General features: G+C 61.0%; 26 protein-coding genes. 10 read left to right on the top strand and 16 right to left on the bottom strand.

The features are described from left to right. Position 1 precedes the first annotated feature (1 nt). Both PKE98_RS19540 and rluB read left to right on the top strand, forming a co-directional pair. Positions 2-1,309, top strand: a complete 1,308-nt coding sequence (locus tag PKE98_RS19540) for a TolC family outer membrane protein (RefSeq protein ID WP_271196997.1) — start codon at positions 2-4, stop codon at positions 1,307-1,309. A 114-nt stretch (positions 1,310-1,423) separates the two neighbouring features. Continuing rightward, complete coding sequence (rluB, locus tag PKE98_RS19545) at positions 1,424-2,689, top strand: 23S rRNA pseudouridine(2605) synthase RluB (protein WP_271196998.1); 1,266 nt, start codon at positions 1,424-1,426, stop codon at positions 2,687-2,689. A gap of 58 nt (positions 2,690-2,747) precedes the next feature. On the opposite strand, the gene fabB is transcribed toward rluB, so the two are convergent. From fabB to PKE98_RS19560, 3 genes are all read right to left on the bottom strand, one after another. Then, positions 2,748-3,968 carry a beta-ketoacyl-ACP synthase I gene (gene fabB, locus PKE98_RS19550; RefSeq protein ID WP_271196999.1) on the bottom strand — a complete coding sequence of 407 codons (1,221 nt, stop codon included), beginning with the start codon at positions 3,966-3,968 and terminating at the stop codon, positions 2,748-2,750. Between the two features lie 11 nt (positions 3,969-3,979). After that, the gene (gene fabA / locus PKE98_RS19555; protein WP_108098153.1) at positions 3,980-4,495 is read right to left on the bottom strand and encodes a 3-hydroxyacyl-[acyl-carrier-protein] dehydratase FabA; all 516 of its coding nucleotides are present in this window, start codon (positions 4,493-4,495) and stop codon (positions 3,980-3,982) included. 307 nt (positions 4,496-4,802) lie between these two features. After that, entirely contained in the window at positions 4,803-6,734 is a 1,932-nt protein-coding gene (locus PKE98_RS19560) for an ATP-binding protein (RefSeq protein WP_271197000.1), read from the bottom strand. 232 nt (positions 6,735-6,966) lie between these two features. Here PKE98_RS19560 and PKE98_RS19565 point away from each other — a divergent pair, with 232 nt between their 5' ends. Genes PKE98_RS19565 through sixA form a run of 3 tightly spaced genes read left to right on the top strand, consistent with a single transcriptional unit; the run spans position 6,967 to position 8,831 of the window. Next, positions 6,967-7,989 carry an NAD(P)H-dependent glycerol-3-phosphate dehydrogenase gene (locus tag PKE98_RS19565; protein WP_271197001.1) on the top strand — a complete coding sequence of 341 codons (1,023 nt, stop codon included), beginning with the start codon at positions 6,967-6,969 and terminating at the stop codon, positions 7,987-7,989. Between the two features lie 33 nt (positions 7,990-8,022). Next, complete coding sequence (locus PKE98_RS19570) at positions 8,023-8,373, top strand: DUF4389 domain-containing protein (RefSeq protein ID WP_271197002.1); 351 nt, start codon at positions 8,023-8,025, stop codon at positions 8,371-8,373. Then, a complete protein-coding gene (gene sixA, locus PKE98_RS19575) occupies positions 8,373-8,831 on the top strand; it encodes a phosphohistidine phosphatase SixA (RefSeq protein WP_271197003.1) in 459 nt (152 codons plus the stop codon). The genes PKE98_RS19570 and sixA overlap by 1 nt, the downstream gene beginning before the upstream one ends. A gap of 105 nt (positions 8,832-8,936) precedes the next feature. On the opposite strand, the gene PKE98_RS19580 is transcribed toward sixA, so the two are convergent. The 10 genes from PKE98_RS19580 to PKE98_RS19625 form a co-directional block, all read right to left on the bottom strand. Beyond that, a complete protein-coding gene (locus tag PKE98_RS19580; RefSeq protein ID WP_271197004.1) occupies positions 8,937-9,839 on the bottom strand; it encodes a hydroxymethylglutaryl-CoA lyase in 903 nt (300 codons plus the stop codon). A 153-nt stretch (positions 9,840-9,992) separates the two neighbouring features. Continuing rightward, complete coding sequence (locus PKE98_RS19585; protein WP_271197005.1) at positions 9,993-11,939, bottom strand: acetyl/propionyl/methylcrotonyl-CoA carboxylase subunit alpha; 1,947 nt, start codon at positions 11,937-11,939, stop codon at positions 9,993-9,995. Continuing rightward, a complete protein-coding gene (locus PKE98_RS19590) occupies positions 11,936-12,736 on the bottom strand; it encodes a gamma-carboxygeranoyl-CoA hydratase (RefSeq protein WP_271197006.1) in 801 nt (266 codons plus the stop codon). The genes PKE98_RS19585 and PKE98_RS19590 overlap by 4 nt, the downstream gene beginning before the upstream one ends. A gap of 27 nt (positions 12,737-12,763) precedes the next feature. Further along, positions 12,764-14,371, bottom strand: coding sequence for a carboxyl transferase domain-containing protein (locus PKE98_RS19595; RefSeq protein ID WP_271197007.1), 1,608 nt, complete (start codon positions 14,369-14,371; stop codon positions 12,764-12,766). Between the two features lie 143 nt (positions 14,372-14,514). Further along, a complete protein-coding gene (locus PKE98_RS19600) occupies positions 14,515-15,678 on the bottom strand; it encodes an isovaleryl-CoA dehydrogenase (protein ID WP_271197008.1) in 1,164 nt (387 codons plus the stop codon). A gap of 45 nt (positions 15,679-15,723) precedes the next feature. Then, complete coding sequence (locus PKE98_RS19605; protein ID WP_271197009.1) at positions 15,724-16,101, bottom strand: MerR family transcriptional regulator; 378 nt, start codon at positions 16,099-16,101, stop codon at positions 15,724-15,726. 90 nt (positions 16,102-16,191) lie between these two features. Next, entirely contained in the window at positions 16,192-16,842 is a 651-nt protein-coding gene (locus PKE98_RS19610; RefSeq protein WP_271197010.1) for a DUF502 domain-containing protein, read from the bottom strand. 21 nt (positions 16,843-16,863) lie between these two features. Beyond that, positions 16,864-17,514 (bottom strand): RES family NAD+ phosphorylase, encoded by a 651-nt coding sequence (locus tag PKE98_RS19615; RefSeq protein WP_271197049.1) that lies wholly within the window; start codon positions 17,512-17,514, stop codon positions 16,864-16,866. A 29-nt stretch (positions 17,515-17,543) separates the two neighbouring features. Continuing rightward, positions 17,544-17,948: an MbcA/ParS/Xre antitoxin family protein gene (locus PKE98_RS19620; protein WP_271197011.1), complete on the bottom strand. Its 405-nt coding sequence runs from the start codon at positions 17,946-17,948 to the stop codon at positions 17,544-17,546. Between the two features lie 72 nt (positions 17,949-18,020). After that, positions 18,021-18,929 (bottom strand): LysR family transcriptional regulator, encoded by a 909-nt coding sequence (locus PKE98_RS19625; RefSeq protein ID WP_271197012.1) that lies wholly within the window; start codon positions 18,927-18,929, stop codon positions 18,021-18,023. A 160-nt stretch (positions 18,930-19,089) separates the two neighbouring features. On the opposite strand from PKE98_RS19625, the gene PKE98_RS19630 reads away from it, so the two are divergent. Next, positions 19,090-20,316, top strand: a complete 1,227-nt coding sequence (locus tag PKE98_RS19630; RefSeq protein ID WP_271197013.1) for an acyl-CoA dehydrogenase — start codon at positions 19,090-19,092, stop codon at positions 20,314-20,316. A gap of 71 nt (positions 20,317-20,387) precedes the next feature. On the opposite strand, the gene PKE98_RS19635 is transcribed toward PKE98_RS19630, so the two are convergent. Then, entirely contained in the window at positions 20,388-20,666 is a 279-nt protein-coding gene (locus PKE98_RS19635) for a peptidylprolyl isomerase (protein WP_271197014.1), read from the bottom strand. Between the two features lie 205 nt (positions 20,667-20,871). Here PKE98_RS19635 and PKE98_RS19640 point away from each other — a divergent pair, with 205 nt between their 5' ends. Continuing rightward, positions 20,872-22,077 (top strand): PilT/PilU family type 4a pilus ATPase, encoded by a 1,206-nt coding sequence (locus tag PKE98_RS19640; protein ID WP_271197015.1) that lies wholly within the window; start codon positions 20,872-20,874, stop codon positions 22,075-22,077. A 3-nt stretch (positions 22,078-22,080) separates the two neighbouring features. On the opposite strand, the gene PKE98_RS19645 is transcribed toward PKE98_RS19640, so the two are convergent. Then, entirely contained in the window at positions 22,081-22,812 is a 732-nt protein-coding gene (locus PKE98_RS19645; RefSeq protein WP_271197016.1) for a substrate-binding periplasmic protein, read from the bottom strand. Between the two features lie 228 nt (positions 22,813-23,040). Between PKE98_RS19645 and PKE98_RS19650 the strand changes: the two genes are divergently transcribed. Next, complete coding sequence (locus tag PKE98_RS19650; RefSeq protein ID WP_271197017.1) at positions 23,041-23,286, top strand: transmembrane sensor/regulator PpyR; 246 nt, start codon at positions 23,041-23,043, stop codon at positions 23,284-23,286. Positions 23,287-23,303: 17 nt separating this feature from the next. On the opposite strand, the gene PKE98_RS19655 is transcribed toward PKE98_RS19650, so the two are convergent. Beyond that, a complete protein-coding gene (locus PKE98_RS19655) occupies positions 23,304-23,888 on the bottom strand; it encodes a TetR/AcrR family transcriptional regulator (RefSeq protein WP_271197018.1) in 585 nt (194 codons plus the stop codon). 140 nt (positions 23,889-24,028) lie between these two features. On the opposite strand from PKE98_RS19655, the gene PKE98_RS19660 reads away from it, so the two are divergent. Together PKE98_RS19660 and PKE98_RS19665 are read left to right on the top strand one after the other, a co-directional pair. Next, complete coding sequence (locus PKE98_RS19660) at positions 24,029-25,243, top strand: YbfB/YjiJ family MFS transporter (protein ID WP_373877886.1); 1,215 nt, start codon at positions 24,029-24,031, stop codon at positions 25,241-25,243. Positions 25,244-25,309: 66 nt separating this feature from the next. Then, a complete protein-coding gene (locus PKE98_RS19665) occupies positions 25,310-25,795 on the top strand; it encodes a glutathione peroxidase (protein WP_271197019.1) in 486 nt (161 codons plus the stop codon). Positions 25,796-25,802: the final 7 nt, after the last annotated feature.

Consider the following 25,802-nt stretch of genomic DNA (forward strand, 5'->3'; position numbering starts at 1 on the left):
GGTGAAGTTTTACGTTGCGTGCGTATTCGCACTGTTGCCGGTAATGAGTGTGGCGAGCGAGGCGCAAACCGATCTTTGGCAGCTGCATCAGGAGGCCAGCAGCGCCGACCCGCGCATTTTGCGGGCCCAGGCGCAGATCCAGAGTGGTGAAGGGCGCGCCCGTGAGGCGTTCGGCCAGATGCTGCCGCAGGTAAGTGCCAACAGCAGTTTCAACCGCAGTACCCGCGATGACGAGTTCAGCCGCGACACCTATAACGGCCAACGCTATGCACTCGGGATTAGCCAGGCCATCTACGACCCGCAGGTGTGGCGCAGCTACAAGAAATTCGAGGCGCTGGCCGCACAAAGCACTTTCGAGGCTGAAGATGCGCGGATTCAAAGCAGCATCGATCTGGCCGGGCGTTATTTCGATGTGCTGGCCGCCGAAGACGAGCTCGAACGCACCAAAGCCGAACTGCAGGCCACCGAGCGCAACAAGCAGCAAGTGGATGCGTTGTTCGGGCGAAAAATGGCGATGGTCACCGACGTGCTCGAACTGCAAGCGCGCAGCGATACCTTGCAAGCCAACCTGATCGACGCCGAAAACCAGGTGCTGACCGCTCGTGAGGCGGTGTCCGAGCTGGTGGGGCGGCCGGTGGTCGAGCCGTTCAAACGCATCGCCGCATCGCCGGTGTTCACCCTGCCAGCCCAGCAGCAGGATTACTGGGTGGACACCGCGCTGCACAACAACCCGGCCATCAGCGCACGGCAGTTGCAGATCAAGGCAGCCGAAGCCGCCGTTAGCGAAGCCAAGGCCGGGCATCTGCCGCGTGTGGGCCTTAACCTCACGGCGCAGCGCAGTGACATTGGTTACGAAGGTTCGCTGAACCCGCGCACTGACAGCTATGTGGGCTCGCTGGACGTGCAGATTCCGCTGTACAGCGGTGGTTCGACCAGCGCCCGGGTGTCGTCGCTGTATGGCGACAAGGAAGTGGCCGAGCAGGAACTCGAAGCCTTGCGCCGGCAGGTGGAGCGGGAAACGCGGGTGGCGTACCTGAGCCTGAATTCGGGCATCAGCCGCATCAAGGCCACGCGCCAGGCGCTGGATTCGGCCAGCAAGTCGCGCGTCGCCACGGAAAAGGCCTTTGGTTTTGGGGTCAAGAATGCTGTGGATGTGCTGGACAGCATTCAGGAAGAATTCCGCGCCCGGCGCGACCTTTCCCAGGCGTATTACAAATACATCACCAGCCTGCTGGTGCTGCACCGCTGGAGCGGGCGCTTGAGCGATGCCGATATCCGCGCCGCCAACGATTGGCTGGCCGAGCCCTAGGCCATGATGCATTAGCCGATAGATGCGCTAGGCTTGCTGAGCGGCGCAGCGTATGATGCGCGCCCCTCGACGAGACCTCGTCGAGGTATCTGATGACTACACCGGGAGGTGCCTATGAGTGAATCGGAAGAATACAGCCCAGCAGGGGAAAAACTGCAGAAAGTCCTGGCCCGTATTGGCATGGGTTCACGTCGCGACGTTGAAGCCTGGATTGCCGAAGGCCGGGTCAAGGTCAATGGCAACTTAGCCACCTTGGGTCAGCGCGTTGATCTGCATGACGCCATCGCTGTCGATGGCCGCTTGCTCAAACGTGAAGAAGCCAGCGAAGAAACCCGCCGCGTGCTGATCTACAACAAGCCTGACGGCGAGATCTGCACCCGCGACGACCCGGAAGGGCGTCCCACCGTTTTCGACCGTTTGCCGCGTCCAAAAGATGGCCGCTGGATCAATATCGGTCGCCTCGACATCAACACCACCGGTTTGCTGATGTTCACCACCGACGGTGAACTGGCCAACCGCCTGATGCACCCCTCGTACCAGATGGACCGTGAATACGCCGTGCGCGTACGCGGTGAAGTCGACGACGAAATGATCGAGCGCCTGAAGGCCGGCGTGATGCTCGAAGACGGCCCGGCGAAGTTCACCGACGTGCAGGTAGCGCCGGGTGGCGAAGGCTTCAACCATTGGTACCACTGCGTGGTGATGGAAGGCCGCAACCGCGAAGTGCGTCGTCTGTGGGAATCGCAGGGACTGGTGGTCAGCCGCCTGAAGCGCGTACGTTTCGGCCCGGTATTTCTCACCTCCGACCTGACCATGGGCCGCTGGCGCGAAATGAGCCAGCGCGAAGTAGACATTCTCGCCGCCGAAGTAGGCCTGGCGTCTGTGCAGCAAGAGGGCATGAAGCAGAAGACCAAGGAAAAGCTCGACCGCTTGCAGCGCAAGTCGGCCAAGCCGGTCGGCCGTGGCACACGCCCGGAGCGTACCTTGCGCCCAGCGTTGGACGGCGGCCCGGAGCGTCCTGCTCGTGCTCCGCGTGGTGAGGGCGCTGATCGTCCTGCTCGTGCTCCACGTGGTGAGGGTGCTGATCGACCGGTGCGTGCGCCGCGTGGTGAGGGTGCTGATCGTCCTGCGCGTACACCGCGTCCGGAAAATGGTGAGCGTCCGCAGCGCAGCGGCCCACGTCCGGATTCGGCGCCACGTGGTCGTGGTACGCCGGTCGCTGAGCGCCCGAGCGATACCAACAAGAAACGCCCGGCCGGCAAGCCGGTGCGCGTCGGTATCGAGTTGGCTGATCGCCCGGCGCGCAAGCCAGCGCCCAAGCGTGGCGGGCCCTCGGGTGGTGCTGGACAGCGTCCGGGGTTCGGTCGCAAGCCGAAGTAAAAATTGAAGCAAAAAAAAGGGGCTCTTAATGAGCCCCTTTTTTATGCCGCCAATCAGATCACTTGCCAGCCCAGCGCTTCATTACCAAGGTAGCGTTGGTGCCACCAAAGCCGAAGCTGTTGCTCATCACGTGATTGAGGGTGACGTTTTCCTGGGTCTTGGTGGCGATCGGCAGATCGGCCACTTCCGGGTCCAGTTCGTCGATGTTGGCCGAACCGGCAATGAAGTTGCCTTCCATCATCAGCATGCAGTAGATCGCTTCGTGTACGCCTGCGGCGCCCAGGGAGTGACCGGACAGACTCTTGGTGGAGCTGATCGGCGGGGCCTTGTCGCCAAACACCGCACGCACGCCTTTGATTTCCGCCACATCGCCTACCGGAGTCGAGGTGCCGTGGGTGTTCAGGTAGTCAATCGGGCCGTCAACGGTGGAAAGCGCCAGCTGCATGCAGCGGATAGCGCCTTCGCCGCTTGGGGCGACCATGTCGTAGCCGTCGGAGGTCGCGCCGTAGCCGACAATTTCGGCGTAGATTTTCGCGCCGCGGGCCAGAGCGTGTTCCAGCTCCTCGACCACCACCATGCCACCACCGCCAGCGATCACGAAGCCGTCACGCTTGGCATCGTAAGCACGGGAGGCTTTTTCCGGGGTGTCGTTGTACTGGGTGGAGAGGGCACCCATGGCGTCGAACAGGCAGCTTTGGCTCCAGTGTTCTTCTTCACCGCCACCGGCGAAGACCACATCCTGTTTGCCCAACTGGATCTGCTCCATGGCCTGACCGATGCAGTGAGCACTGGTGGCGCATGCCGAGGAGATCGAGAAGTTCACGCCCTTGATCTGGAACGGCGTGGCCAGGCAAGCCGATACGGTGCTGCCCATGGTGCGGGTAACGCGGTATGGGCCGATGCGCTTCACGCCTTTTTCGCGCAGGGTGTCGATGGCTTCCATCTGGTTGATGGTGGAGGCGCCGCCGGAACCTGCGATCAGGCCGGTACGCGGATTGCTGATCTGTTCCGGGGTCAGGCCCGAGTCCTCGATCGCCTGCTGCATCGACAGGTAGGCGTAGGCCGCGGCATCACCCATGAAGCGGAACACCTTGCGGTCGATCAGCTCTTCGAGGTTGAGGTCAACGGAGCCGGAAACGTGGCTGCGCAGCCCCATTTCAGCGTAGGACGGGTTGTGGCGGATACCGCCCCGGCCAGCACGCAGGTTGGCGGAGACGGTGTCTTTATCATTGCCCAGGCAGGAGACGATACCCAGACCGGTGATCACGACGCGACGCATGCGGATAACCCTTAAAAATTGTCAGTGGAAGTGAACAGGCCGACACGCAGCCCTTCAGCGCTGTAGATCTCGCGGCCATCGACACTCACAGTGCCATCGGCGATGGCCAGCACCAGGGAGCGGTTGATGGTGCGTTTGATCTGAATGTTGTAGGTGATTTTCTTGGCGGTCGGCAGAACCTGACCGAAGAATTTCACTTCGCCCGAACCCAGGGCGCGGCCGCGGCCGGGGTTGCCTTGCCAGCCTAGGTAGAAGCCCACCAGCTGCCACATGGCATCCAGGCCCAGGCAGCCCGGCATTACCGGGTCGCCTTCGAAGTGGCAGGCGAAGAACCACAAGTCCGGGTTGATATCGAGTTCGGCGACCAGCTCGCCTTTGCCGTATTTACCGCCGGTGTCACTGATATGCGTGATGCGATCGACCATCAGCATGTTAGGGGCGGGCAGTTGCGCGTTACCTGGGCCGAATAGCTCGCCACGACTGCAGCGCAGCAAGTCTTCCCGAGTGTAAGCGTTCTGTTTGGACATGCGAGCTCCTCAATAATCCCCGTGCGGCAGGGCTAAGCGAATCATCTAGGCTGGTGCGATATTGGAATGATGCCCCATGTATGTAGGGCTTCGTAGCTACCAGCGTAGTCATAGACTGTTGCGTTGAAGTGAAAGTCACAGACTCTGAGCACAGTTGTACACCCAATGTTCCGTCTGCCCGGCAAAGGGCCATGCGCCACACCCGTGCCCGACGCACTCTACCATTGTCGGCGCCGGCTGGGTCCCACCCTGACGCGCTCATGTTGTAACGCTATTACGACTATGTGACAGCTAGGCATGTTCCCGTTCAACTGCCGCTCTGGCTACTCGCCAAAGGTCGGGGTGCCACCCAGGCTTGCAGAATGCGTTGCAGGTCGGCGCGCTTGAACGGCTTGGCCAGGTAATCGTTCATGCCAGCCTGCAGGCAGGCCTCGCGGTCGCCCTGCAAGGCGTTGGCGGTGAGGGCAATGATCGGAACCTGGGCACGCTCGGGCAGGCGGCGAATCTGGCGAGTGGCTTCGTAGCCATCCATCACCGGCAGCCGGCAGTCCATCAGCACGGCGGCAAACTCATGACGTTCCACGGTGCTCAGTGCCTGAGCGCCATCGCCCACCAGGCTGACTTGATAGCCAAGGCTGCGCAGCATGGCTTCGATCACCGTCTGGTTGACCGGGTTGTCTTCCACCAGCAGCACCTTGTGGCCTATGCCGGAGCTGGCGTCGTCCACGCTGGCCTCCACGGCCCGCTCGTTGTGGCGGGCAAAGGGCAGCGGAATTTCCAGGGTAAAGATGGAGCCCCGGCCTTCCTGGCTTTCGGCATTCAGGGTGCCGCCCATGCGCTCGGCCAGGGTGCGGGCGATGGGCAGGCCCAGGCCGGTGCCACCGTAGCGGCGGGAGATAGAATTGTCGGCTTGCTGGAAGGCATCGAACATATGCTCCAGACGCTCCGGCGAGATGCCGATACCGCTGTCGTGCACCGCGCAACTGAACCACAACACTTCGTTGTCCAATGCCTGCCAGCGGGTTTCGATGCGGATGTTGCCTTCCTCGGTGAACTTCAGCGCGTTACCCAGCAGGTTTACCAGAATCTGGCGGATGCGCGTGGGGTCGCCTTTGACCACCAACTGCTCCAGCCCTGGCTGCGTATCCAATTGCAGCGCCAGGCCGCGCTGGTGGGCGCTGTGCTGGAACACCTGGGCCGAACTCTGGATCAACTCCAGCAGGTTGAAGGTAATGCGCTCCAACTCCAGGGCGCCACGCTCGATACGGGAGAAGTCGAGGATATCGTTGATGACCTTGAGCAGGTGCTCGGTGGACTCGGTAGCCAGCGCCGAGTACTCGGCCTGCTCGTCGGTCATCTCGGTGGTTTCAAGCAGCTGCAACATACCCAGCACGCCGTTCATGGGGGTGCGCAGCTCGTGGCTCATCATCGCCAGAAAGTCGGATTTGGCCCGGTTGGCCTGCTCGGATTCTTCCCGCGCTTTTACCAGCTGGGCGATGCTTTGCTGCTGCTCCAGGCTGGCCTGTTCCAGGGCGCTGGCCAGGTTATTGATGTGCCGGGCCAGGCCGCCGAGTTCGTTGTCGTCCACCTCGGGCAGGGCGGTGCGGTAGTTGCCGGCCTGAATGGCTTTTACCGCATCGGCCATGGTGCTGATCGGTTGCGACAACCGCCAGGCCAGGCGGCGCGCCACCAGAAAGGTCAGCAGCAAGGCAAACAGGGCCAGCACTGTGGCTTTGAGCAGGATGGCCTGCTGCTGGCTATTGAAGGCATCGTTGGACATGCCCACCACCACGCGGCCGAGGTAGTCGTTGTCCATATGGTTGCCGCCGCTGCCGGCCGAATAGGGCAACTCTTTACTCAGGGCCAGGCGTTGCAGGTGAATGGGCGCATGGAAAATCTCCACCTGGGTGGCGCTTTTATCCTGCGGGGCGGCTTGTTCTTCGTAGGCGAGGATATTGTCCTGGCGGTCGCGCACCTCGATAAACCGCACATGGGGCGTGTCGAGCGTGGCTTTGAGCAGGGTGTTGAGCACCTGGATATTGCCGGCAATCACCCCGTATTCGGTGGCCGGTGCCAGTTGGTTGGCGATCAGCTGACCGGTGTGGTTCAGCTCCTGGCGCAGGTCCTGCAGGCGCACGAAGGTGAAAAAGCCGGTGAGCAGCAACGTCAGCAGCAGGGCCGGGCCTACGCTGATCAGCTGGGTGCGGGTATGGATGTCCCAACCACGGCGCAGCTTCATGGAATTAAAACTCCTCCGCTTCCATTGCGTGAAACGATCGTGTCCATGCCTGGCGCTGCGGGATGTTATTCAAAGCGGGCAAGTCTACCTGTTCATACGGCCATCGGCGCGGTGGGGCTGTGGTTTTTGCGTCACGCCCCGCAAAGGGTAGCGCGCAACACTGGCCGCAGCGCGGTTGCTCCGTAATAATGCCGGCAGCCCGCCATGCACGATGGCTCACTACGGATTGGTTATGACAGTTCAGCAACCCATTGCAGTTCTCGGCGGCGGCAGCTTCGGCACTGCCATTGCCAACCTTCTGGCCGAGAACGGCAACCCGGTACGCCAATGGATGCGCGACCCTGAGCAGGCCGAAGCCATCCGCACCAACCGCGAAAACCCGCGTTACCTAAAAGGGGTGAAAATTCACCCCAACGTCGAGGCCGTCACTGACCTCGCCGACACGCTCATCGCCTGTGAACTGATCTTTGTCGCCTTGCCCTCCAGCGCCTTGCGCAGCGTGTTGCAGCCTTTCGCCGACGTGCTGGCCGGCAAGCTGCTGGTCAGCCTGACCAAGGGCATCGAAGCGCAAACCTTCAAGCTGATGAGCCAGATCATCGAAGAAATCGCCCCGCAAGCGCGCATTGGCGTGTTGTCCGGGCCGAACCTGGCCAAGGAAATCGCCGCCCATGAGCTGACCGCCACCGTGGTCGCCAGCGAAGACGACGAGCTCTGCCAGCGCGTGCAGGCCGCCCTGCATGGCCGCACGTTCCGCGTGTATGCCAGCGGCGACCGTTTTGGCGTGGAGCTTGGCGGCGCGCTGAAGAACGTGTACGCCATCATTGCCGGCATGGCGGCGGCGTTGGAGATGGGCGAGAACACCAAGAGCATGTTGATTACCCGCGCGCTGGCGGAAATGACCCGCTTTGCCGTGAAGTTGGGCGCCAACCCCATGACCTTCCTGGGCCTGGCGGGCGTGGGCGACCTGATCGTCACCTGCTCCTCACCCAAGAGTCGCAACTTTCAGGTGGGCTACGCCCTGGGCGAAGGGCTGAGTCTGGAAGAGGCCGTTACCCGCCTGGGCGAAGTGGCCGAGGGCGTCAACACGCTCAAGGTACTCAAGGTGAAGTCTGAACAGCTGCAAACCTATATGCCGTTGGTAATGGGCTTGCACGCCATTCTGTTTGAAGGGCGTACGCTGGCGCAGGTGATCGAGCGGCTGATGTTGGCCGAACCCAAGACCGACGTCGACTTCATTTCCACCACCGGCTTCTGATAGCCGCTGGTTCTACGTGATAGGGAGAGTGCCATGAGTGACAACCTCGACAAGAGCCTGGAACGCGAGTCCATCGGCCTGCGTATCGTCTGGATGCTGGTGTTCACCCTGTGCTGGCAGATCGCCGCGACCCTGCTGGGTTTCGTGGTGCTGATTCAGTTGGTGTACCGGGTTTTCTACGGCGCGCCGAACGCCAGCTTTCTGGCCTTTGGTGACAGCCTCAGCCAATACCTGGCGCAGATCGGCCGTTTCGGCACTTTCAACACTGAAGAAAAGCCCTGGCCGTTCGCCGATTGGCCGACCGCCCGTGAACCCGATGGCGAAGCGGCCCACAGCATCCCGCCCGCGCCGCATCCAGTGCGTGACGAAGAGCCCAAGCTCTGATGCGCTTGTGGTTACTGCGCCACGGAGAAGCCTTTCCCCAGGCACCCACGGATGCCGAAAGGCCGCTAACGCCCCATGGTCGTGAAGAAGTGCTGCACAGCGCGGCGCAGCTGCACGGCCGGCCGCTGTCGGCCATTCTCGCCAGCCCTTATCTGCGTGCGCAGCAAACCGCTGAACTGGTGCGCCAGGCCATCGGCTTTCGCGGCGCGGTGGGCACGGCGCCGTGGGCGACGCCCGATAGCGACGTGCGCGAAGCGTTGAGCTACCTGGACGAGCGCGACGATGCCGAAATTCTGCTGGTCAGCCATAACCCGTTTCTGGGTGAGCTGGGCGGGCTGTTGATTCATGGCCACCGCCAGCAGCCGTTGCCGATGCGCACGGCCAGCCTGGCGGAATTGGAAGGGGATTTTGCGGCGGCGGGGTTGATGCAGTTGTTGGCGTTGGTGCATCCGCAGTAATTTTTGAGGCCTTCGCGATTCTGGATCCCGGCCTGCGCCGTTTTGAAAAAGAACGCCGTCATCCCGGCGAAGGCCGGGATCCAGAATCTCGGCTGAGACAAACCTCTACTGCTTCGCCAAAACCGCCTTAGCCGCCCGCGATCCATTAGCCTTGCCCAGCACCTCGCAAATCCCCTGACCGGCAGCAATCAGCCTGGCCATGTCGATGCCGGTTTCGATACCCATGCCGTTAAGCATGTACAGCACATCTTCGGTCGCGATATTGCCGGTGGCGCCCTTGGCATACGGGCAGCCACCTAAACCGGCCACCGAGCTGTCGTACACCGAAATCCCTTCCTGCAGGCTGGCGTAGATATTCACCAGGCCCTGGCCATAGGTGTCATGGAAATGCCCGGCGAGTTTGTCGCGGGGAATATCGCGGCCCACCACCTCGAACATTGTCCGGGTGCTGCTCGGCGTGCCGGTGCCGATGGTGTCGCCCAGGCTCACCTCGTAGCAGCCCATGGCAAACAGCTCGCGGGCCACCATCGCCACTTGCTCTGGCGCGACCTCACCCTCGTACGGGCAGCCCAGGACGCACGATACATAGCCGCGCACGGTGATCTGGTGCTGTTGCGCCAACTCCATTACCGGTTGAAATCTCGCCAGGCTGTCGGCGATGGAGCAGTTGATGTTCTTCTGCGAGAAGGCTTCGGAAGCTGCGGCGAATACCGCCACTTCGGTCACGCCGGCTTCTATGGCCGCTTCCAGCCCCTTGAGATTGGGCGTTAGCGCGCCATAGGTAATGCCCGGCAGACGCTGGATCTGCGCAAACACCTCGGCCGAGCCAGCCATCTGCGGCACCCACTTGGGCGAGACGAAGCTGCCTACCTCGATATAGCCCAGACCTGCGGCAGACAGCTGGTTAACCAACTGCACCTTGGCCTCGACGCTAATGGCCTGTTTTTCATTCTGCAAACCATCACGCGGGCCGACTTCGACCAGACGGACGTGGGAGGGCAGGGGCATAGTAAGTCTCCAAATGTGGTGCTACGTTGAACGCGCGCTGGCCTGCAATTCTGGGTTCCCGCCTGCGCGGGAAGGACGGATGTTTGCCCTTTAACACCGTCACCCCCGCGAAGGCGGGGGGCCAGGGGCGAAGGGACCACCGGCGACGAGCTTTTACGCCGAACCGGGTTCCAATTCCACCAACACCGCGCCTTCGGCCACCATCTCGCCTTCAGCGCAATACAGCGCTTTAACGATGCCGTCCTGTGGCGCGCGGATGCTGTGTTCCATTTTCATTGCTTCCAGCACCACCAAGGCGGTGCCGGCTTTTACAGTTTGGCCCGGTTCGACCAGCACGCGCACGATACTGCCGTTCATGGGCGCCGTCAGCCCGCCGTGTTGTTGATGGCTGGCCTGGGCAGCGGCAATCGGGTCGAACAGCTGCACGGCGTGCAGTTCACTGTGCCAGTGCAGGAACAGGGTAGCGCCTTGGCGGATTGCCAGGTGCTGGCGGCGCAGGCCGTCCTGTTCCACCTGCACATAGTCACCCTGGCGTCGCACGCTGGCGTCATTGCCGCGCAGGCGCACCACCTGTTGTTCGCTGCCGCAGCTCAAGTGCAGGTCGGTTTCGCTCGGCAAGCCGGCACGCCAGCCGCTGGTGCCAGCCCAGGGTGCATAAGGATCATCGTCGCGTTGCTGCGGCACTTGCGTCAGCTGCCAGGCGCGGGCGGCCAGTTGCCAGAATGCCGGCGGCAACTCGGCGGGCGCTGGCAGCAACTGCTCCTGATAGCGTGGAATAAATCCGGTATCCAGCTCTGCGGCCGCAAACGCCGGGTGGGCCAGGATGCGTTGCAGGAAAGCCAGGTTGGTTTTTACGCCGCCGACGGCAAACTCATCAAGCATGGCCAGCAGGCGCAGGCGCGCCTCTTCGCGGTTGGCGCCCCAGGCAATCAGCTTGCCCAGCATCGGGTCGTAGAAGGGCGACACCTGATCACCTTCGGCCACGCCGCTATCTACCCGGCGGCCTTCGCCCGGTGCCGATTCGCGGTACAACTGCAACGTGCCGGTGGCCGGCAGAAAATCATTTTGCGGGTCTTCGGCGTACAAGCGCACTTCAATGGCATGGCCCATCAGCGGCACCTGCTCCTGCGTCAGCGGTAGCGCTTCGCCACGGGCCACGCGGATTTGCCAGGCTACCAGGTCGAGGCCAGTGATGGCTTCGGTCACCGGGTGCTCCACCTGCAGGCGGGTATTCATTTCCATAAAGAAGAAATCGCCGCGCGCATCCAGCAGAAACTCCACCGTGCCGGCACCGACATAACCGATGGCCTGCGCCGCTTTTACCGCCGCTTCGCCCATGGCTTTGCGCAACTCGGGGCCGAGGCCCGGGGCCGGTGCTTCTTCGACTACTTTCTGGTGGCGGCGCTGAATCGAGCAGTCGCGCTCGTTCAGGTACAGGCAGTTACCGTGCTGATCGGCAAAGACCTGGATCTCGACGTGCCGGGGTTTGAGTACGTACTTTTCCACCAGCATCTGGCTGTTGCCGAACGACGACAGTGCCTCGCGCTGGGCCGAGGCCAGGGCTTCGGCCAGCTCGCTCTCCTGTTCCACCACCTTCATGCCCTTGCCGCCGCCACCAGCGGTGGCCTTGAGCAGCACCGGATAGCCGATGCGCTCGGCGGCCTCGCGGAAGGTGGCGATATCCTGGGCGTCACCGTGGTAGCCGGGCACCAGGGGCACGCCGGCTTGTTCCATCAGCGCCTTGGCGGCGGATTTGCTGCCCATGGCATCAATGGCCGACGCCGGTGGGCCGAGAAAGATCAGCCCGGCAGCTTCAATGGCGCGGGCAAAGCCGGCGTTTTCCGAGAGAAACCCGTAGCCTGGGTGAATGGCCTGGGCGCCGCTGACCTTGGCCGCCGCAATCAGTTTGTCCACCAGCAGGTAGCTTTCCGCCGGCTTGGCCCCGCCCAGGTCAACGGCCAGGTCGGCCTCGCGCACATGGCGGGCGTTGCGGTCGATGGCGCTGTGCACGGCCACGGTGCTGATGCCCAACGCTTTGGCAGTGCGCATCACGCGGCAGGCAATTTCGCCGCGGTTGGCGACTAATAGACGGTCGATCATGGCTGCGGCTCCTGCCAGGCGGGTTTGCGTTTATTTAGAAAGGCGTTCAGGCCTTCCTGCCCTTCGGCGCTGACGCGGATGCGGGCGATAGCATTTTCGGTGTAGCGACGCAGGGCCGGGGTCAGTACGCCGCTGCCCACTTCCTGCATCAGCTGCTTGCTCGCTTGCATGGCCTGCGGGCTGTTGAGCAGCAAATTGGCGGTCCAGTTAGCGACCTCGGTTTCCAACTGCTCCGGCGCGTAGCACTCGGCGAGCAGGCCCAACTGTTGCGCCCGTTCACCGTCGAAGCGTTCGGCAGTGAGCGCGTAACGGCGGGCGGCGCGTTCGCCAATGGCTTGCACCACAAAGGGACTGATCACCGCCGGCGCCAGGCCGATACGCACTTCCGAGAGGCTGAATTGCGCATCGCGTGTGCCGATGGCCATGTCGCAGCAACTGATCAACCCCAGCGCGCCGCCATAGGCCGCGCCCTGCACCACGGCCACCGTCGGCAGCTTAAGGTGATACAGGCTGTGCATCAGCTCGGCCAGCTCGCGGGCGTCGTTGAGGTTGGCGTTGTAGTCGAGCGCGGCGCACTGCTGCATCCAGGCCAGATCGGCACCGGCGCAAAAGTGTTTGCCACGCCCGCGCAGCAGCATAAAGCGCAGGCTGCGGTCGGCTTTGATGGTGTCCAGGGCGAGAATCAGCTCGCGGATCATCTCAGCGTTAAAGGCGTTGTTTTTCTCCGGACGGTTGAGCCACAGGGTGGCAATACCGTTGGCGCAGATGTCCAGTTCAAGAGTGGTGAAATCGGTCATGGCACAAGTCTCGTCGGGGTGGCCGGATTACATCCGGAACACACCAAATTGGGTCGGCTCGATGGGCGCATTCAGGCTGGCGGACAGCGCCAAGGCCAGCACGTCGCGGGTTTGCGCCGGGTCGATCACGCCGTCATCCCACAGGCGGGCGCTGGAGTAGTAGGGGTGACCCTGCTGTTCGTACTGGGCCAGAATCGGCTGCTTGATCGCCGCTTCTTCTTCGGCACTCAACTGCTGGCCGCTGCGCTCGGCCTGTTCGCGCTTTACCTGCGCCAATACGCCTGCTGCCTGCTCGCCGCCCATTACGCCGATGCGCGCGTTGGGCCACATCCACAGAAAACGCGGGTCGTAGGCGCGGCCGCACATGCCGTAGTTACCGGCACCAAAGCTGCCGCCAATGATCACGGTGAATTTCGGCACCTTGGCGCAGGCCACGGCGGTCACCAGCTTGGCGCCGTGCTTGGCGATACCGCCGGCTTCGTATTTCTGCCCGACCATAAAGCCGGTGATGTTCTGCAAAAACAGCAACGGAATGCCGCGCTGGCAGGCCAGCTCGATAAAGTGCGCGCCTTTTTGCGCCGACTCGGCGAACAAAATGCCGTTGTTGGCGATGATCGCCAGCGGGTAGCCGTTGAGGTGGGCGAAGCCGCACACCAGCGTGCTGCCGAACAGGGCTTTGAATTCGTCAAATACCGAGCCGTCGACCAGGCGCGCAATCACCTCGCGCACGTCGAAGGGCTGTTTGGCGTCGGCGGGAATTACGCCGTACAGCTCGTCGCTGGCATACAGCGGCGCCTGCGCCGGACGGCTGTTCACCAGGCCTTGCTTGCGCCAATTGAGGTTGCTGATGCAGCGTCGCGCCAGGGCCAGGGCGTGTTCGTCGTCTTCGGCGTAGTGGTCGGCAACGCCGGAGGTTTTGCAGTGCACGTCGGCACCGCCCAGGTCTTCGGCGCTCACCACTTCACCGGTGGCTGCGCGCACCAGCGGCGGCCCGGCGAGGAAGATGGTGGCCTGGTTACGGACCATGATGGTTTCGTCCGACATGGCCGGCACATAGGCGCCACCGGCGGTGCACGAGCCCATTACCACGGCGATTTGGGCAATGCCCATGGCACTCATATTCGCCTGGTTGAAGAAGATGCGGCCGAAGTGCTCGCGGTCGGGGAACACCTCGTCCTGGCGCGGCAAGTTGGCGCCGCCCGAATCCACCAAATAGATGCACGGCAGGCGGTTTTCCTTGGCGATGGTTTGTGCGCGCAAGTGTTTTTTTACTGTGAGCGGGTAGTAGCTGCCACCTTTAACCGTGGCGTCGTTGGCCAGAATCATGCACTCCACGCCCTCGACGCGGCCGATGCCGGCGATGACGCCCGCCGCTGGCACGTCTTCGCCGTACACCTCGTGGGCGGCCAGTTGGCCGATTTCAAGAAAGGCCGAGCCAGGGTCGAGCAAGCGGTTGATGCGTTCGCGTGGCAGCAGTTTGCCGCGCGAGGTATGACGCTCTTGCGCTTTCGCGCCGCCGCCTTGCTGCACCTGGGCGAGCAGGGCGCGCAGGTGGTTGACCTGCTCGAGCATGGCGCCGGAGTTGGCGGCAAACTCGGGGCTGCGGGTGTTGATCTGGGTGGTAAGGATGGCCATGGGGCGCTCCTGGGAATGCGATTTTTCTCCCCTCTCCCGCGTGTGGGAGAGGGGCCGGGGGTGAGGGCCAGCCACTCGCAGATCGTGCGCGCAGCGACCCTCACCCTAGCCCTCTCCCAGAGGGAGAGGGGACCGATCAGGGTTTAACGGGTTTCGTTGAACAGCTCGCGGCCAATCAACATGCGGCGGATTTCGCTGGTGCCGGCACCGATCTCGTAGAGCTTGGCGTCACGCAACAGGCGGCCGGTGGGGAATTCGTTGATATAGCCGTTGCCGCCGAGAATCTGAATGGCATCCAGGGCCATCTGCGTAGCGCGCTCGGCGCTGTAAAGGATCACCCCGGCGGCATCTTTGCGGGTGGTTTCACCGCGGTCGCACGCGTTGGCTACCGCATAGAGATAGGCGCGGCTGGCGTTGAGCTGGGTGTACATGTCGGCGACTTTGCCTTGGATCAGCTGGAATTCGCCGATGGCCTGACCGAACTGTTTGCGGTCGTGGATATAGGGCACTACTACGTCCATGCAGGCCTGCATGATGCCGATGGGGCCACCGGACAGCACCACGCGCTCGTAGTCCAGCCCGCTCATCAATACCTTCACGCCGCCGTTGAGCACGCCGAGGATGTTTTCCTCCGGCACTTCTACGTCATCGAAAAACAGCTCGCAGGTGTTGGAGCCGCGCATGCCGAGCTTGTCGAATTTGTTACTGCGCGAGAAACCCTTCCAGTCGCGCTCGACGATAAACGCCGTGATGCCGTGCGGACCTTTTTCCAGGTCGGTCTTGGCGTAGATCACGTAGGTGTTAGCGTCCGGGCCGTTGGTGATCCAGGTCTTGCTGCCGTTGAGCACGTAGTGGTCGCCACGCTTGTCGGCGCGCAGTTTCATCGACACCACGTCGGAGCCAGCATTGGGCTCGCTCATGGCCAGCGCACCGACGTGCTCGCCGCTGATCAGCTTGGGCAGATACTTGGCTTTTTGCGCGGCAGTGCCGTTGCGGTTGATCTGGTTGACGCACAGGTTGGAGTGGGCGCCGTAGGAGAGGCCGACAGACGCCGACCCCCGGCTTATTTCTTCAATGGCGACCACATGGGCCAGGTAGCCGAGGCCGGCGCCGCCGTATTCTTCGCTAACGGTGATGCCCAACAAGCCCATGTCGCCGAACTTTCGCCACATGTCGGCGGGGAACAGGTTTTCGCTGTCGATGGCCGCGGCGCGGGGCGTGAGTTCAGCGGCAACGAAGGCTTGCACCTGGTCGCGCAGCATGTCGATGGTTTCGCCGAGGGCAAAGTTCAGGGATGGATAGCTCATGGGGCACCTGCTGATTATTTTTGTTAGGCGTTGGCCGGGAATGGGTTAGGCGGGAACCTGGGCCATGGCGGCCAGACAGCGCTCTTCGGCGGTGTCGAGTTCCAGTTGCATCTGTTCGATATCGAGTAATTGCTGGCGCAGCTGTTCGCGGCGCTCGGCGATTTTGCGCATAAAGGTTTCGAGTTGTTTGTGGTTGCCGGTGGGGTCGTAAAGTTCGATCAACTCGCGGCATTCGGCCAGGGAAAAACCGATGCGCTTGCCGCGCAGAATCAGTTTCAACGACACCTTGTCGCGCGCTGAATAAATGCGCTCCTGGCCACGGCGCTCAGGGTTGAGCATGCCTTGTTCTTCATAGAAGCGAATGGCGCGGGTGGTGATATCCAGCTCGCGGGCCAGATCGGAAATGCTGTAGGTCGTCGGCATGGGAACACGCTCTAGGGGATGCTTACCTTTACGTTAACGTAAAGCAGCTTTCCCTACAGCGTCAAGACGGTTTTTTTGCTAGCGCGCCGGTTATTCGGTTTTGCGTGGGCTGTTCGGGGGCGGGTTGATGCCCATGGACACGTAGATGCTGGTAAAGGCATCGACGCCGATATTGGCCGGTTTTACCCATTCCACCGGTACGTAGAGCAGGCCGCCACCAATGGGAATAGGGGCGGTGGGCACCAGCACGGCGTAGTAATGGCGGCCGTCGATGTCGATGGGTTCGGGGTTTGGCATCAGCGCCAGAACAGCCACACCGTCGCCACTAAAGAAACACCACACCGGGCTCATGGCATTGATATCGGCGCCTTCTTTTTTATCCAGCAAGGCAACGAAGCGATCGGCCAGGTTGTATAGCTTGCCGAAGAGCGGAATGCGCCGCAGGGTTACATCCGTCAGCCAGGCCAATGGCTTGCGCAGGCCGAGCTGAACGGCCAGGCCGAGCACGTAGATCGCGACCACCAGTAGTACCGTACCCAAACCGTACGCCAGGTAGGTGTTGGTAGCAAAGGGTTGGCCCATGGCGGCGAATACGCCGCCGATGTAGGTAGACGGCCCGATCACGCGGTTTAGCAAGCTGACCACCCAGGTCAGCAGTACCAGCGTCAGGGTGAGCGGCAGCAGCACGATCAGCCCCGCCAACCAGGTGGTCAGCAGGGAGTTAACACTTTTCTTCAGCATCGGAACGTCCGGGATAGGCAATCAGGCGATAGCCTTGAGAGTGAAGACCTGGGTGATTTGTTGCAACTGACCGTCCCACACATAGCGCAGGTGCTCACCCTGTACCGGCAGGCTGGCCGCGGGTGGTCGGAACAGCGCGGCGCACTCGCCGTCGGCGTGCCGCACGCTGCGGTACAACAAACCCCAGGAGCGCAGCTTGCGGCGTTCGGCGGCAAAACGTTGGGGCAGGGCATAGGCCTCCGGATCGGGGTCGTAGAGTTCGTCGAAGCCCTGACGGATATCGTCCAGCGGCTGCACCACCTTGCACACGTAGGTACGTAGCGTCAGTTCCATGCTTGGCTCCTGAGTGGCGCGCATAAAACGTTCGCGGTGGTAGCGGGTTTCGGCAATGGCGGTTTGCAGGCTATTGCCGCAGTAGTACACGCCGTATTGACCGTCGGTGAAGCGGCTCCTGGCGCCAACGTGGGTAAATGCCGCCATCAGGGGCGAGGCGCCGGGCCCGCACACCCTGTCTTCGGGTGCTACATGGTTGAGCAGCCCCGCTTCTTCGCGCAGGCGGTCGTTGGTCAGGCTTTCAATGAGGAAGGCTGTTTCCAGATCGGCAGGGTCCAGCACATCTTCAAAAACCGAAATCGGCGGAAAGGCGCTGGAAACGATGCGATAGGCCCTCATCCATGGGGGCAGAACTTGAGTGGGTTCTTTCAACCACGTACTCCATCCAGGTAACGACGTACCACGGCAATATCCATCACGCTGCCTGCCAGCATCAACTGTAAGGCGCTGAGGCCGTTGAAGGGCGCTTCGCTGTTTGCCTTGCGAATCCATTCGTACGTCGAGGGTTTGTCGCCAAACAGAATACGCAGCGATTTGTGGATGCCCATCAAGTACGACACCCGCTCCAATGTATCGCGTGGCAGTCGGATTTCCGGCAACTGACGGTATTTGTACAGGGTGCTGCGGCCGATGGAGCCAAGCAGCACGGTCTGTTCCTCCACCGAGCAGTTCCATTTTTCCATCAGATTGAAGAAAAACTTCAGCGCCACGTGGCCCGCATGAGCTGAATCGAGATCCAGGGGGGCGCTGTTGGAGGGGCTGGCGAGCGACATGGTGACTCTCCACAAGTAGACATAATGAAGACTTTAGTCCGTTTGTGGAGATGCCGCAACCGGAGTGTCACATCAGGCTTCCTGCGCGCTTACCTGCTGAGCCAGTTCGATCATCTGCTCACGCATCCAGCGATTGGCCGGGTCCTGATCAGTGCTCTCGTGCCAGTAAAGGTGAGTTTCCACTGCCGGTACTTCAACCGGCACGCCGACGTAATGCAGGTCATGGCTGCGGGCAAAGCGTTCAGGCACGGTCATGGCCATATCGGTTTTCAGCATGACCATCGAGGCCATAAGGTAGTGCTGCGAGCGCAGGGCGATCTTGCGCTGAATGCCCATCTTGCCCAGCGTCAGGTCGACATAGCCCAGGCCGCTGCGACGGCTGGAAATATGGATGTGGGTGAGCGACATGTACTCATCCAGGGTTAGCTTTTCTTTCGCCAGCGGGTGGCCTTTACGGATGGCGCATACATAGCGGTCGGAAAGCAGTTTGACGTGGCGCACCTGTGGGTCGGTGTTCAGCGGCGCGTCGACGGCAAAGTCCAGGCGCCCGGCTGCCAGCTCCTTGGTGGTTTCGCGGCGTTTGGACAGAAAGCTCTCGATCTGTACTGACGGCGCCTGACGACGCAGGCGTTGAAACAGCGGCGGCAGAATGATCTCTTCGGTGAGGTCGGTCATGCTGATGCGGTAGGTCTTGTTCGCCTGCAGCGGGTTGAACGTGCGACTTTCCTGCACCGATACACGCAACAGCGACAGCGCATTGCGGACCGGGCCGATGATGTTCTGCGCCATTGGCGTTGGCACCATGCCTTGCGCGGTGCGTACAAAAAGCGGGTCGTTAAAGGTTTCGCGCAGGCGTGCCAGGGCGTTGGAGACGGCGGGTTGGGTGATACCGACAATCTGCCCGGCGCGGGTCAGGTTGGCTTCGGTATAGATGGCGTCGAAGACGATAAAGAGGTTGAGATCGACCTTGCTCAAATTCATTGCCAACGCGCTCCTGATCTTATTGGGATTGTGCTCAGTATCAGCCAATCATATATCGGTGATGAATGTTTATACACGCCGAGAATAGGTTAGATAAATTTTCGTGGCTGTTCTAGGCTCATTTCCACTCTCACCAACAGCCCGTCAGAAGGTGTCTCCGATGGATTTCGCTTACTCCCCCAAGGTTCAAGAACTGCGCGAACGCGTTACCGCATTCATGGACGCTTATGTCTATCCCGCCGAAGCGGTGTTCGAAGCTCAAGTGAACGAAGGTGATCGCTGGCAGCCCACCGCGATCATGGAAGAGCTGAAAGCCAAGGCCAAAGCCGAAGGGCTGTGGAACCTGTTTCTGCCGGAATCGAAACTGGGTGCCGGCCTGACCAACATGGAATACGCGCCGCTGGCCGAAATCATGGGTCGCTCGTTGCTGGGATCCGAGCCGTTCAACTGCTCGGCACCGGATACCGGCAACATGGAAGTGCTGGTGCGCTACGCCAACGAAGAACAGAAAAAACGCTGGCTCGAGCCGCTGCTGGCTGGCGAGATCCGTTCGGCCTTCGCCATGACCGAACCGGGTGTAGCGTCCTCCGATGCCACCAATATGGAAGCCCGTGCCGAGCGCGTGGGTGATGAATGGGTTATCAACGGCCGCAAATGGTGGACCTCTGGCGCTTGCGACCCGCGTTGCAAAATCATGGTGTTCATGGGCCTGAGCAATCCTGATGGCCCGCGTCACCAGCAGCACTCGATGATTCTGGTGCCGGTTGACACCCCCGGGGTGAAAATTCTGCGCCCATTGCCGGTATTCGGTTACGACGATGCGCCGCATGGCCACGCCGAAGTGCTCTTTGAAAACGTCCGTGTTCCTTACGATCACGTGCTGCTGGGCGAGGGCCGTGGTTTCGAAATTGCCCAAGGTCGCCTTGGCCCAGGTCGTATTCACCACTGCATGCGCTCCATCGGCATGGCCGAGCGCGCGCTGGAACTGATGTGCAAACGCGCTGTTAGCCGCACTGCTTTCGGCAAGCCGCTGGCGCGTCTGGGCGGCAACGTCGACATCATTGCCGACTCGCGGATGGAGATCGACATGGCCCGCCTGTTGACTCTGAAAGCGGCCTACATGATGGATACCGTCGGCAATAAGGTGGCCAAGAGCGAAATCGCTCAGATCAAGGTTGTGGCGCCAAACGTGGCGCTGCGCGTGATCGACCGTGCCATTCAAATGCACGGTGGTGCCGGTGTGTCGAACGACACCCCGCTGGCCTATATGTACGCCATGCAACGTACCCTGCGTCTGGCCGACGGCCCGGACGAAGTGCACCGCGCCGCCATCGGCAAGTTTGAAATCGGCAAGCACATGCCTGCGGATATGCTGAAAAGCCACTAAGGCCTAAGGGAAATGGAAAGCCCGCCCGGATAGACCGCGGCGGGCTTTTTTGTGCCTGGAAATCGCGCCGCCTAATCGCGGTAAAACACTTGCACCAAGTGGTAGCCGAACTGGCTTTTCACCGGGCCATGCACCGTGCGCAACTCTTTCTTGAAAATCACCGAGTCAATGGATTTCACCATTTGTCCTGGTCGCACCTCACCCAGATCACCGCCTTTTTTGCCGGACGGGCAGGCGGAGTACTTTTTCGCTAACACATCGAACGCCTCACCGCCGGCGATACGTTTTTTCAATGCGGCAGCTTCAGTCTCGGTTTTTACCAGAATATGGCGAGCCATTGCTTTTGCCATGTGGGCTCCTGAAAAGGTGCGGGGCCGACGCCACGCCTACAAAAATCAGTTAACTATTTAGCACTTGCATCGGTCTGGCTAAACGCTTGGGCGCCATAGTGTGCCAGTATTCGGCGCGTCGTATAAATGACGCCAAATACCTGCCAAATATATCGTTCACTTTGGCCTACCGTATTAACTCCACCGATTGAAGGAGATGTGCCCCATGGACTTGAATCCGATGCTGAAAATTCTGGCGACCCAGGATGGTTCAGATCTCTACTTGTCTACCGGGGCACCGCCCTGCGCCAAGTTCAACGGCGTGCTCAAACCGTTGAGCGCCGAGCCCTTGAGGTCGGGGGAAATTGCGGCGGTGGCCGATTCCATCATGGATTCGGCCCAGAGGGTCGAGTTCGAAAAAGAGCTGGAGATGAATCTGGCGATCTCTCTGGCGGGCATCGGTCGCTTTCGCATCAATATCTTCAAACAGCGCAACGAAGTCTCGATTGTGGCACGCAATATCAAGATGGATATCCCTAAGTTTGAAGACCTCAAGCTACCGGAAATCCTGTTGAAAACGGTGATGGAGAAACGAGGCCTGGTGTTGTTTGTCGGTGGTACGGGTTCAGGTAAATCCACCTCGCTGGCGGCGTTGATCGATTACCGCAATCGCAACAGCGGCGGTCATATCATCACCATCGAAGACCCGGTGGAGTACGTGCACCGGCACAAAAAATCGATCATCAATCAGCGCGAAGTCGGCGTGGATACCCGCAGCTTTCACGCGGCGCTGAAAAACACCCTGCGCCAGGCGCCAGACGTGATTCTGATTGGCGAAATTCGTGACCGCGAAACCATGGAGCACGCCCTGGCCTTTGCCGACACCGGTCACCTGGCGATTTCCACCCTGCATGCCAACAACGCCAACCAGGCGCTGGACCGCATCATCAATTTCTTCCCCGAAGAGCGCCGCCCGCAGTTGCTTAATGACCTGGGCAATAACCTCAAGGCTTTTGTTTCACAGCGTTTGGTAAAAACCGTCGACGGCAAGCGCCGCGCCGCGGTGGAGGTGCTGTTGGGTACGCCGACCGTGCGAGACCTGATCAAGCGCAGCGAGCTTAGCGAGATCAAGGAAATCATGGAGAAGTCGCGCAACCTCGGCATGCAGACCTTCGATCAGGCGCTGATCGAGTTGGTCAATGAGGGCGCGATTGATGAAGAGGAGGCAGTGAAAAACGCCGACTCGGCCAACAACGTGCGCCTCAAGCTCAAGCTCTACCGCGAAACGCCAACCGCCGCCGCGCCGGTTGCCGCGCCCGTGGCGCCTGCAGCCAAAGTGGCGGATGCCGGCGACTGGGGTATGGAGCTGAAGCTGGAAGACATCGAGGAAGAGGCGCCGCCGCCGGAAGATCCAGGCCGCCACGGTATTTGAGGGCTATTGGGTAGGCAAGCCGAGGTAGCGCGCGCGGATGCGGGCGATGCTGCCATCGGCACGTAGCGCTGCCACGCTGCGGCGCAATGCCGTGACCAGTTTTTCGTCGCAGGCTTTGGAGCAGGCCAGATACATCTCGGTGGTGGCCATTTCCGGGCCTCTGAGCAGTGCTTTGCTGTTGCTGCGGGCCCAGTCGTATTGGCCCTCGGGCACGGTGGTGAACCAGGCATCGATGCGGTTCAGTTCCAGCAACCTTATTGGTTTTTCACCCAGTTGCAGTGAGTAGATCTGGTCGGCACGGAAGCCTTGGCTGCGCAAGATTTCTTCCTGCGCCGTTCCAATTCCCACGCCAATGCGCTGGTAGCGCAGGCGTGCCTGCTCAAAGGTCTGTACCGGTTCGGTAAACGTGAAGAAGGCCCGCGGCAGGGGCAAAATCGTGGCAATCCACGTGTATTGCTCTTCCCGAGCGGGTGTGCGAGAGAGCGGAATCAACAGGATGTTACGGCCCTCACGCGCGTTCTTTTGTGCACGTAGCCACGGCTCTGACTTGATGACAGCTTGGTAGCCGGCGCGCTTGATTGCCTCCAATGCGGCATCACCGACCAGGCCGTGGCCATTGGGGTCGGTGGAAGCCAGGGGCATGGCATCGGGGATGTAGATGACAACGTGGGGCTGCTGGGCAAGCGCACCGGTTACAACCAGCCAGAGTACTAAGCAGGTTTTTCTCAGCAGCATGATGGCTTCCGGATGGCGCGGTAACGCTAGTATAGCGGCGCGTCAGCAACACACGCTGTGGAGTCATTAAGACAGCTGTGTGTCATTGTGACCTTTTGTTAGCGTATGTCTTATTGACTGCGTATCCATGCAAATGATTGATTTTTAATGATTTTAAAGTTGGCATGTATCCTGATATCCCTTGAGTACGGAACGAAGAACTTCCCGCACTTAATTGGAGGATCGACCATGTTTACTTACCTGAGCTGCCCCAGAAACGTACTGCATATCTCCAACCAACTGTTGCTCGGCGGTCTGGCATTGTTGGTGGTGGGCGTGTTCGTCGCCTACGGCTACGAAGGCCGTTTGAGCCTGCCAACGTTGGTAGCGGCGCACGCTGGTGTGATTCTTGGCCCAACCGCGCTGAAGATCGGTTATGTGATGCGTCTGATCGCCCATTACAACCTGAACAAAGCTCAGGCATTGGCCTGCTGAAATGCCTGGCGCGGCGATCAGTTGGCCGGGCAGGGCGGCACAATCAGCTCTATCAGCGCGTCAGCGGTGGCTTGCAAGCGATCGGTTTCAGGGTACAGCCGCTCAATCACCACAATGCCGCGCGTAAGGGTGACCAGCAGACGGGCGGCGTCGGCAACGGGTAGCGCCAACGGCTCGCTGGCCCGGCGCAAACGCTCGGCGAGCAGGCTTTCCAGACCGTCTACCATGCCGCGCAATACCTCGCGTATTGGCTCCGCGCTGGCGTTTTCGTCCACCGTGGTTTTCGTTGACAGACAGCCGCGCGCCGCCTCCCCAGATTTCATTGAGGCAATGGCAAAGGTGAAAAACGCCTTGAGCGCACTACGAGTGTCAGCAGGTGCCAGGGTTTCGCTAGCCGCAGCCAGAAAGCCTTTCTGGTAGCGGGCAAACACCGCCAGAAAAAGGCCCTGTTTATCCCCATACGCGTTGTACAGCGAACCGCGCTGCACGCCAGTGGCTTCGGCCAACTCCGGCATGGAGGTTGCGCCGTAGCCGTTACGCCAGAAAACTTCCAGCGCGCGCTCCAGGGTGTGTTCTTCATTGAATTGACGTATTCCGACCATGGGGCGAGTTTCACTCTTGTTTGTCAGTGCTGTCAATAATGCCTTGACAGAGGTTCGTTTGGTTACAACACTAGCAAGCATGACAGGTATGTCAAAGATGGCGCGGACAGCCGATCAGCCTATTGCCAAGCGAGCCCAGTATGCCCACTCAACGATGCGTGACCCATGGCGTTCCCGATGCGCCGCAGCCCAGTGTGATGCACGCCATTGTCGCCGGTCTTTGCGCCAGCCTGGTGGGCATTGGGCTGGCGCGCTTTGCTTACACCCCGTTGATCCCGTCCTTGATCGAAGCCCATTGGTTTTCGGCTAACGACGTGATGTACCTCGGTGCCGCCAACCTGGTGGGCTACCTGGCTGGCGCCCTGAGCGGTCGGCCACTGGCGCGGCGCCTGGGTGGGCCCTGGACTTTGCGGTTGATGATGGCCCTGGCCTCGCTGGCATTTCTGGCCTGTGCCTTTCCCGTGTCGGAGCTGTGGTTCTTCGCCTGGCGTTTTGTGTCTGGCCTGGCGGGCGGGGCGATCATGGTGTTGGCGGCCACCAGCGTGCTGCCGTTTATTCCGGGGGCGCGCAAAGGGCTGGCCAGTGGCGCGATTTTTCTCGGCCTGGGCATGGGGATAGCCGCCTCCGGCACCTTGGTGCCGCTGTTGCTTAACCTGGGCTTGCAGCAAACCTGGATCGGTCTCGGGGTGCTGTCCGGCGTGCTGACGGCAGTGAGCTGGGCCGGGTGGCCGCGGGTGCCGGAGGGGGCGCCGGTGGTGGCGCATGGCACGCAAGCGAAAACGCCGGCGGCAATGAAGTTGCTCTACGCCCAATACGCCTTGATGGCGGTGGCCTTGGTGCCGATGATGGTGTTTCTGGTGGACTACGTGGCCCGCGGCCTGCATTGGGGGGCGCATTGGGGCGCCATGGTGTGGGTGGTGTACGGCATCGGTGCGATTCTGGGGCCGATGGTGTACGGCGCGCTGGCCGATCGCATTGGCTTTGGCAGCACCGGCCGTGTAGTGCTGGGTGTGCAGGCGGTGGCCATTGCATTGTTGGCGCTAAACCACAGCGTGCCGGTCCTGGTGGTGGCGGTGCTGGTGATCGGCTCGTTCCCGCCCGGCATCGTGCCAGTCAACCTTGGCCGTATCCAGCATCTGTTACCGGGCGACCTGAGTGCGCAAAACCATGCGTGGAGCCGCGCCACTACTGCGTTTGCATTGTTCCAGGCGTTGGCTGGTTATGCGTATTCCTATCTGTACGCGGTAAGCGGCGGTAACTACACGCTGCTGTTTGCAATCGGTGGAGGCGCGGTGGTGCTGGCGCTTGCGCTGGACTTCATCGGGCCTTCAGCCAAGGCGGCGTCCAATTATTAAATTGCACACAATTGAATTGATCGCTATCTTGTTGGCTGCTAACCCCTATTCGCGGAGCCTGCACCCATGACCGACACTCTTTTCAGCATTCCAGCCACCACTATCAAAGGTGAGCAGAAAACCCTGGCCGATTTCGGCGGCAAAGCCGTGCTGGTGGTCAACACCGCCAGCAAATGTGGCTTCACTCCCCAATACAAGGGCCTTGAGGAGCTGTGGCAAACCTACAAAGATCAGGGGCTGGTGATTCTCGGTTTCCCGTGCAACCAGTTCGGTAAGCAAGAGCCAGGTAACGAAGGAGCGATCTCGGAATTCTGCGAGCTGAACTACGGCGTGAGCTTTCCGCTGTTCAAGAAGATCGACGTAAACGGCGCCGATGCTCACCCGCTGTTTGTGCAGTTGAAAAAGCGCGCGCCGGGTCTGCTGGGTAGCCAGGGCGTAAAATGGAACTTCACCAAATTCCTGATTGGCGCCGATGGCAAAGTGGTTAAGCGTTTTGCGCCGTTGACCAAACCTGAAGAATTGACCAGCGAGATTGAAGCGCTGCTCAAGTGAGCTTTTT

It is taken from the genome of Pseudomonas turukhanskensis (genome assembly GCF_027922365.1).
Classification (GTDB): Bacteria; Pseudomonadota; Gammaproteobacteria; order Pseudomonadales; family Pseudomonadaceae; genus Aquipseudomonas; species Aquipseudomonas turukhanskensis.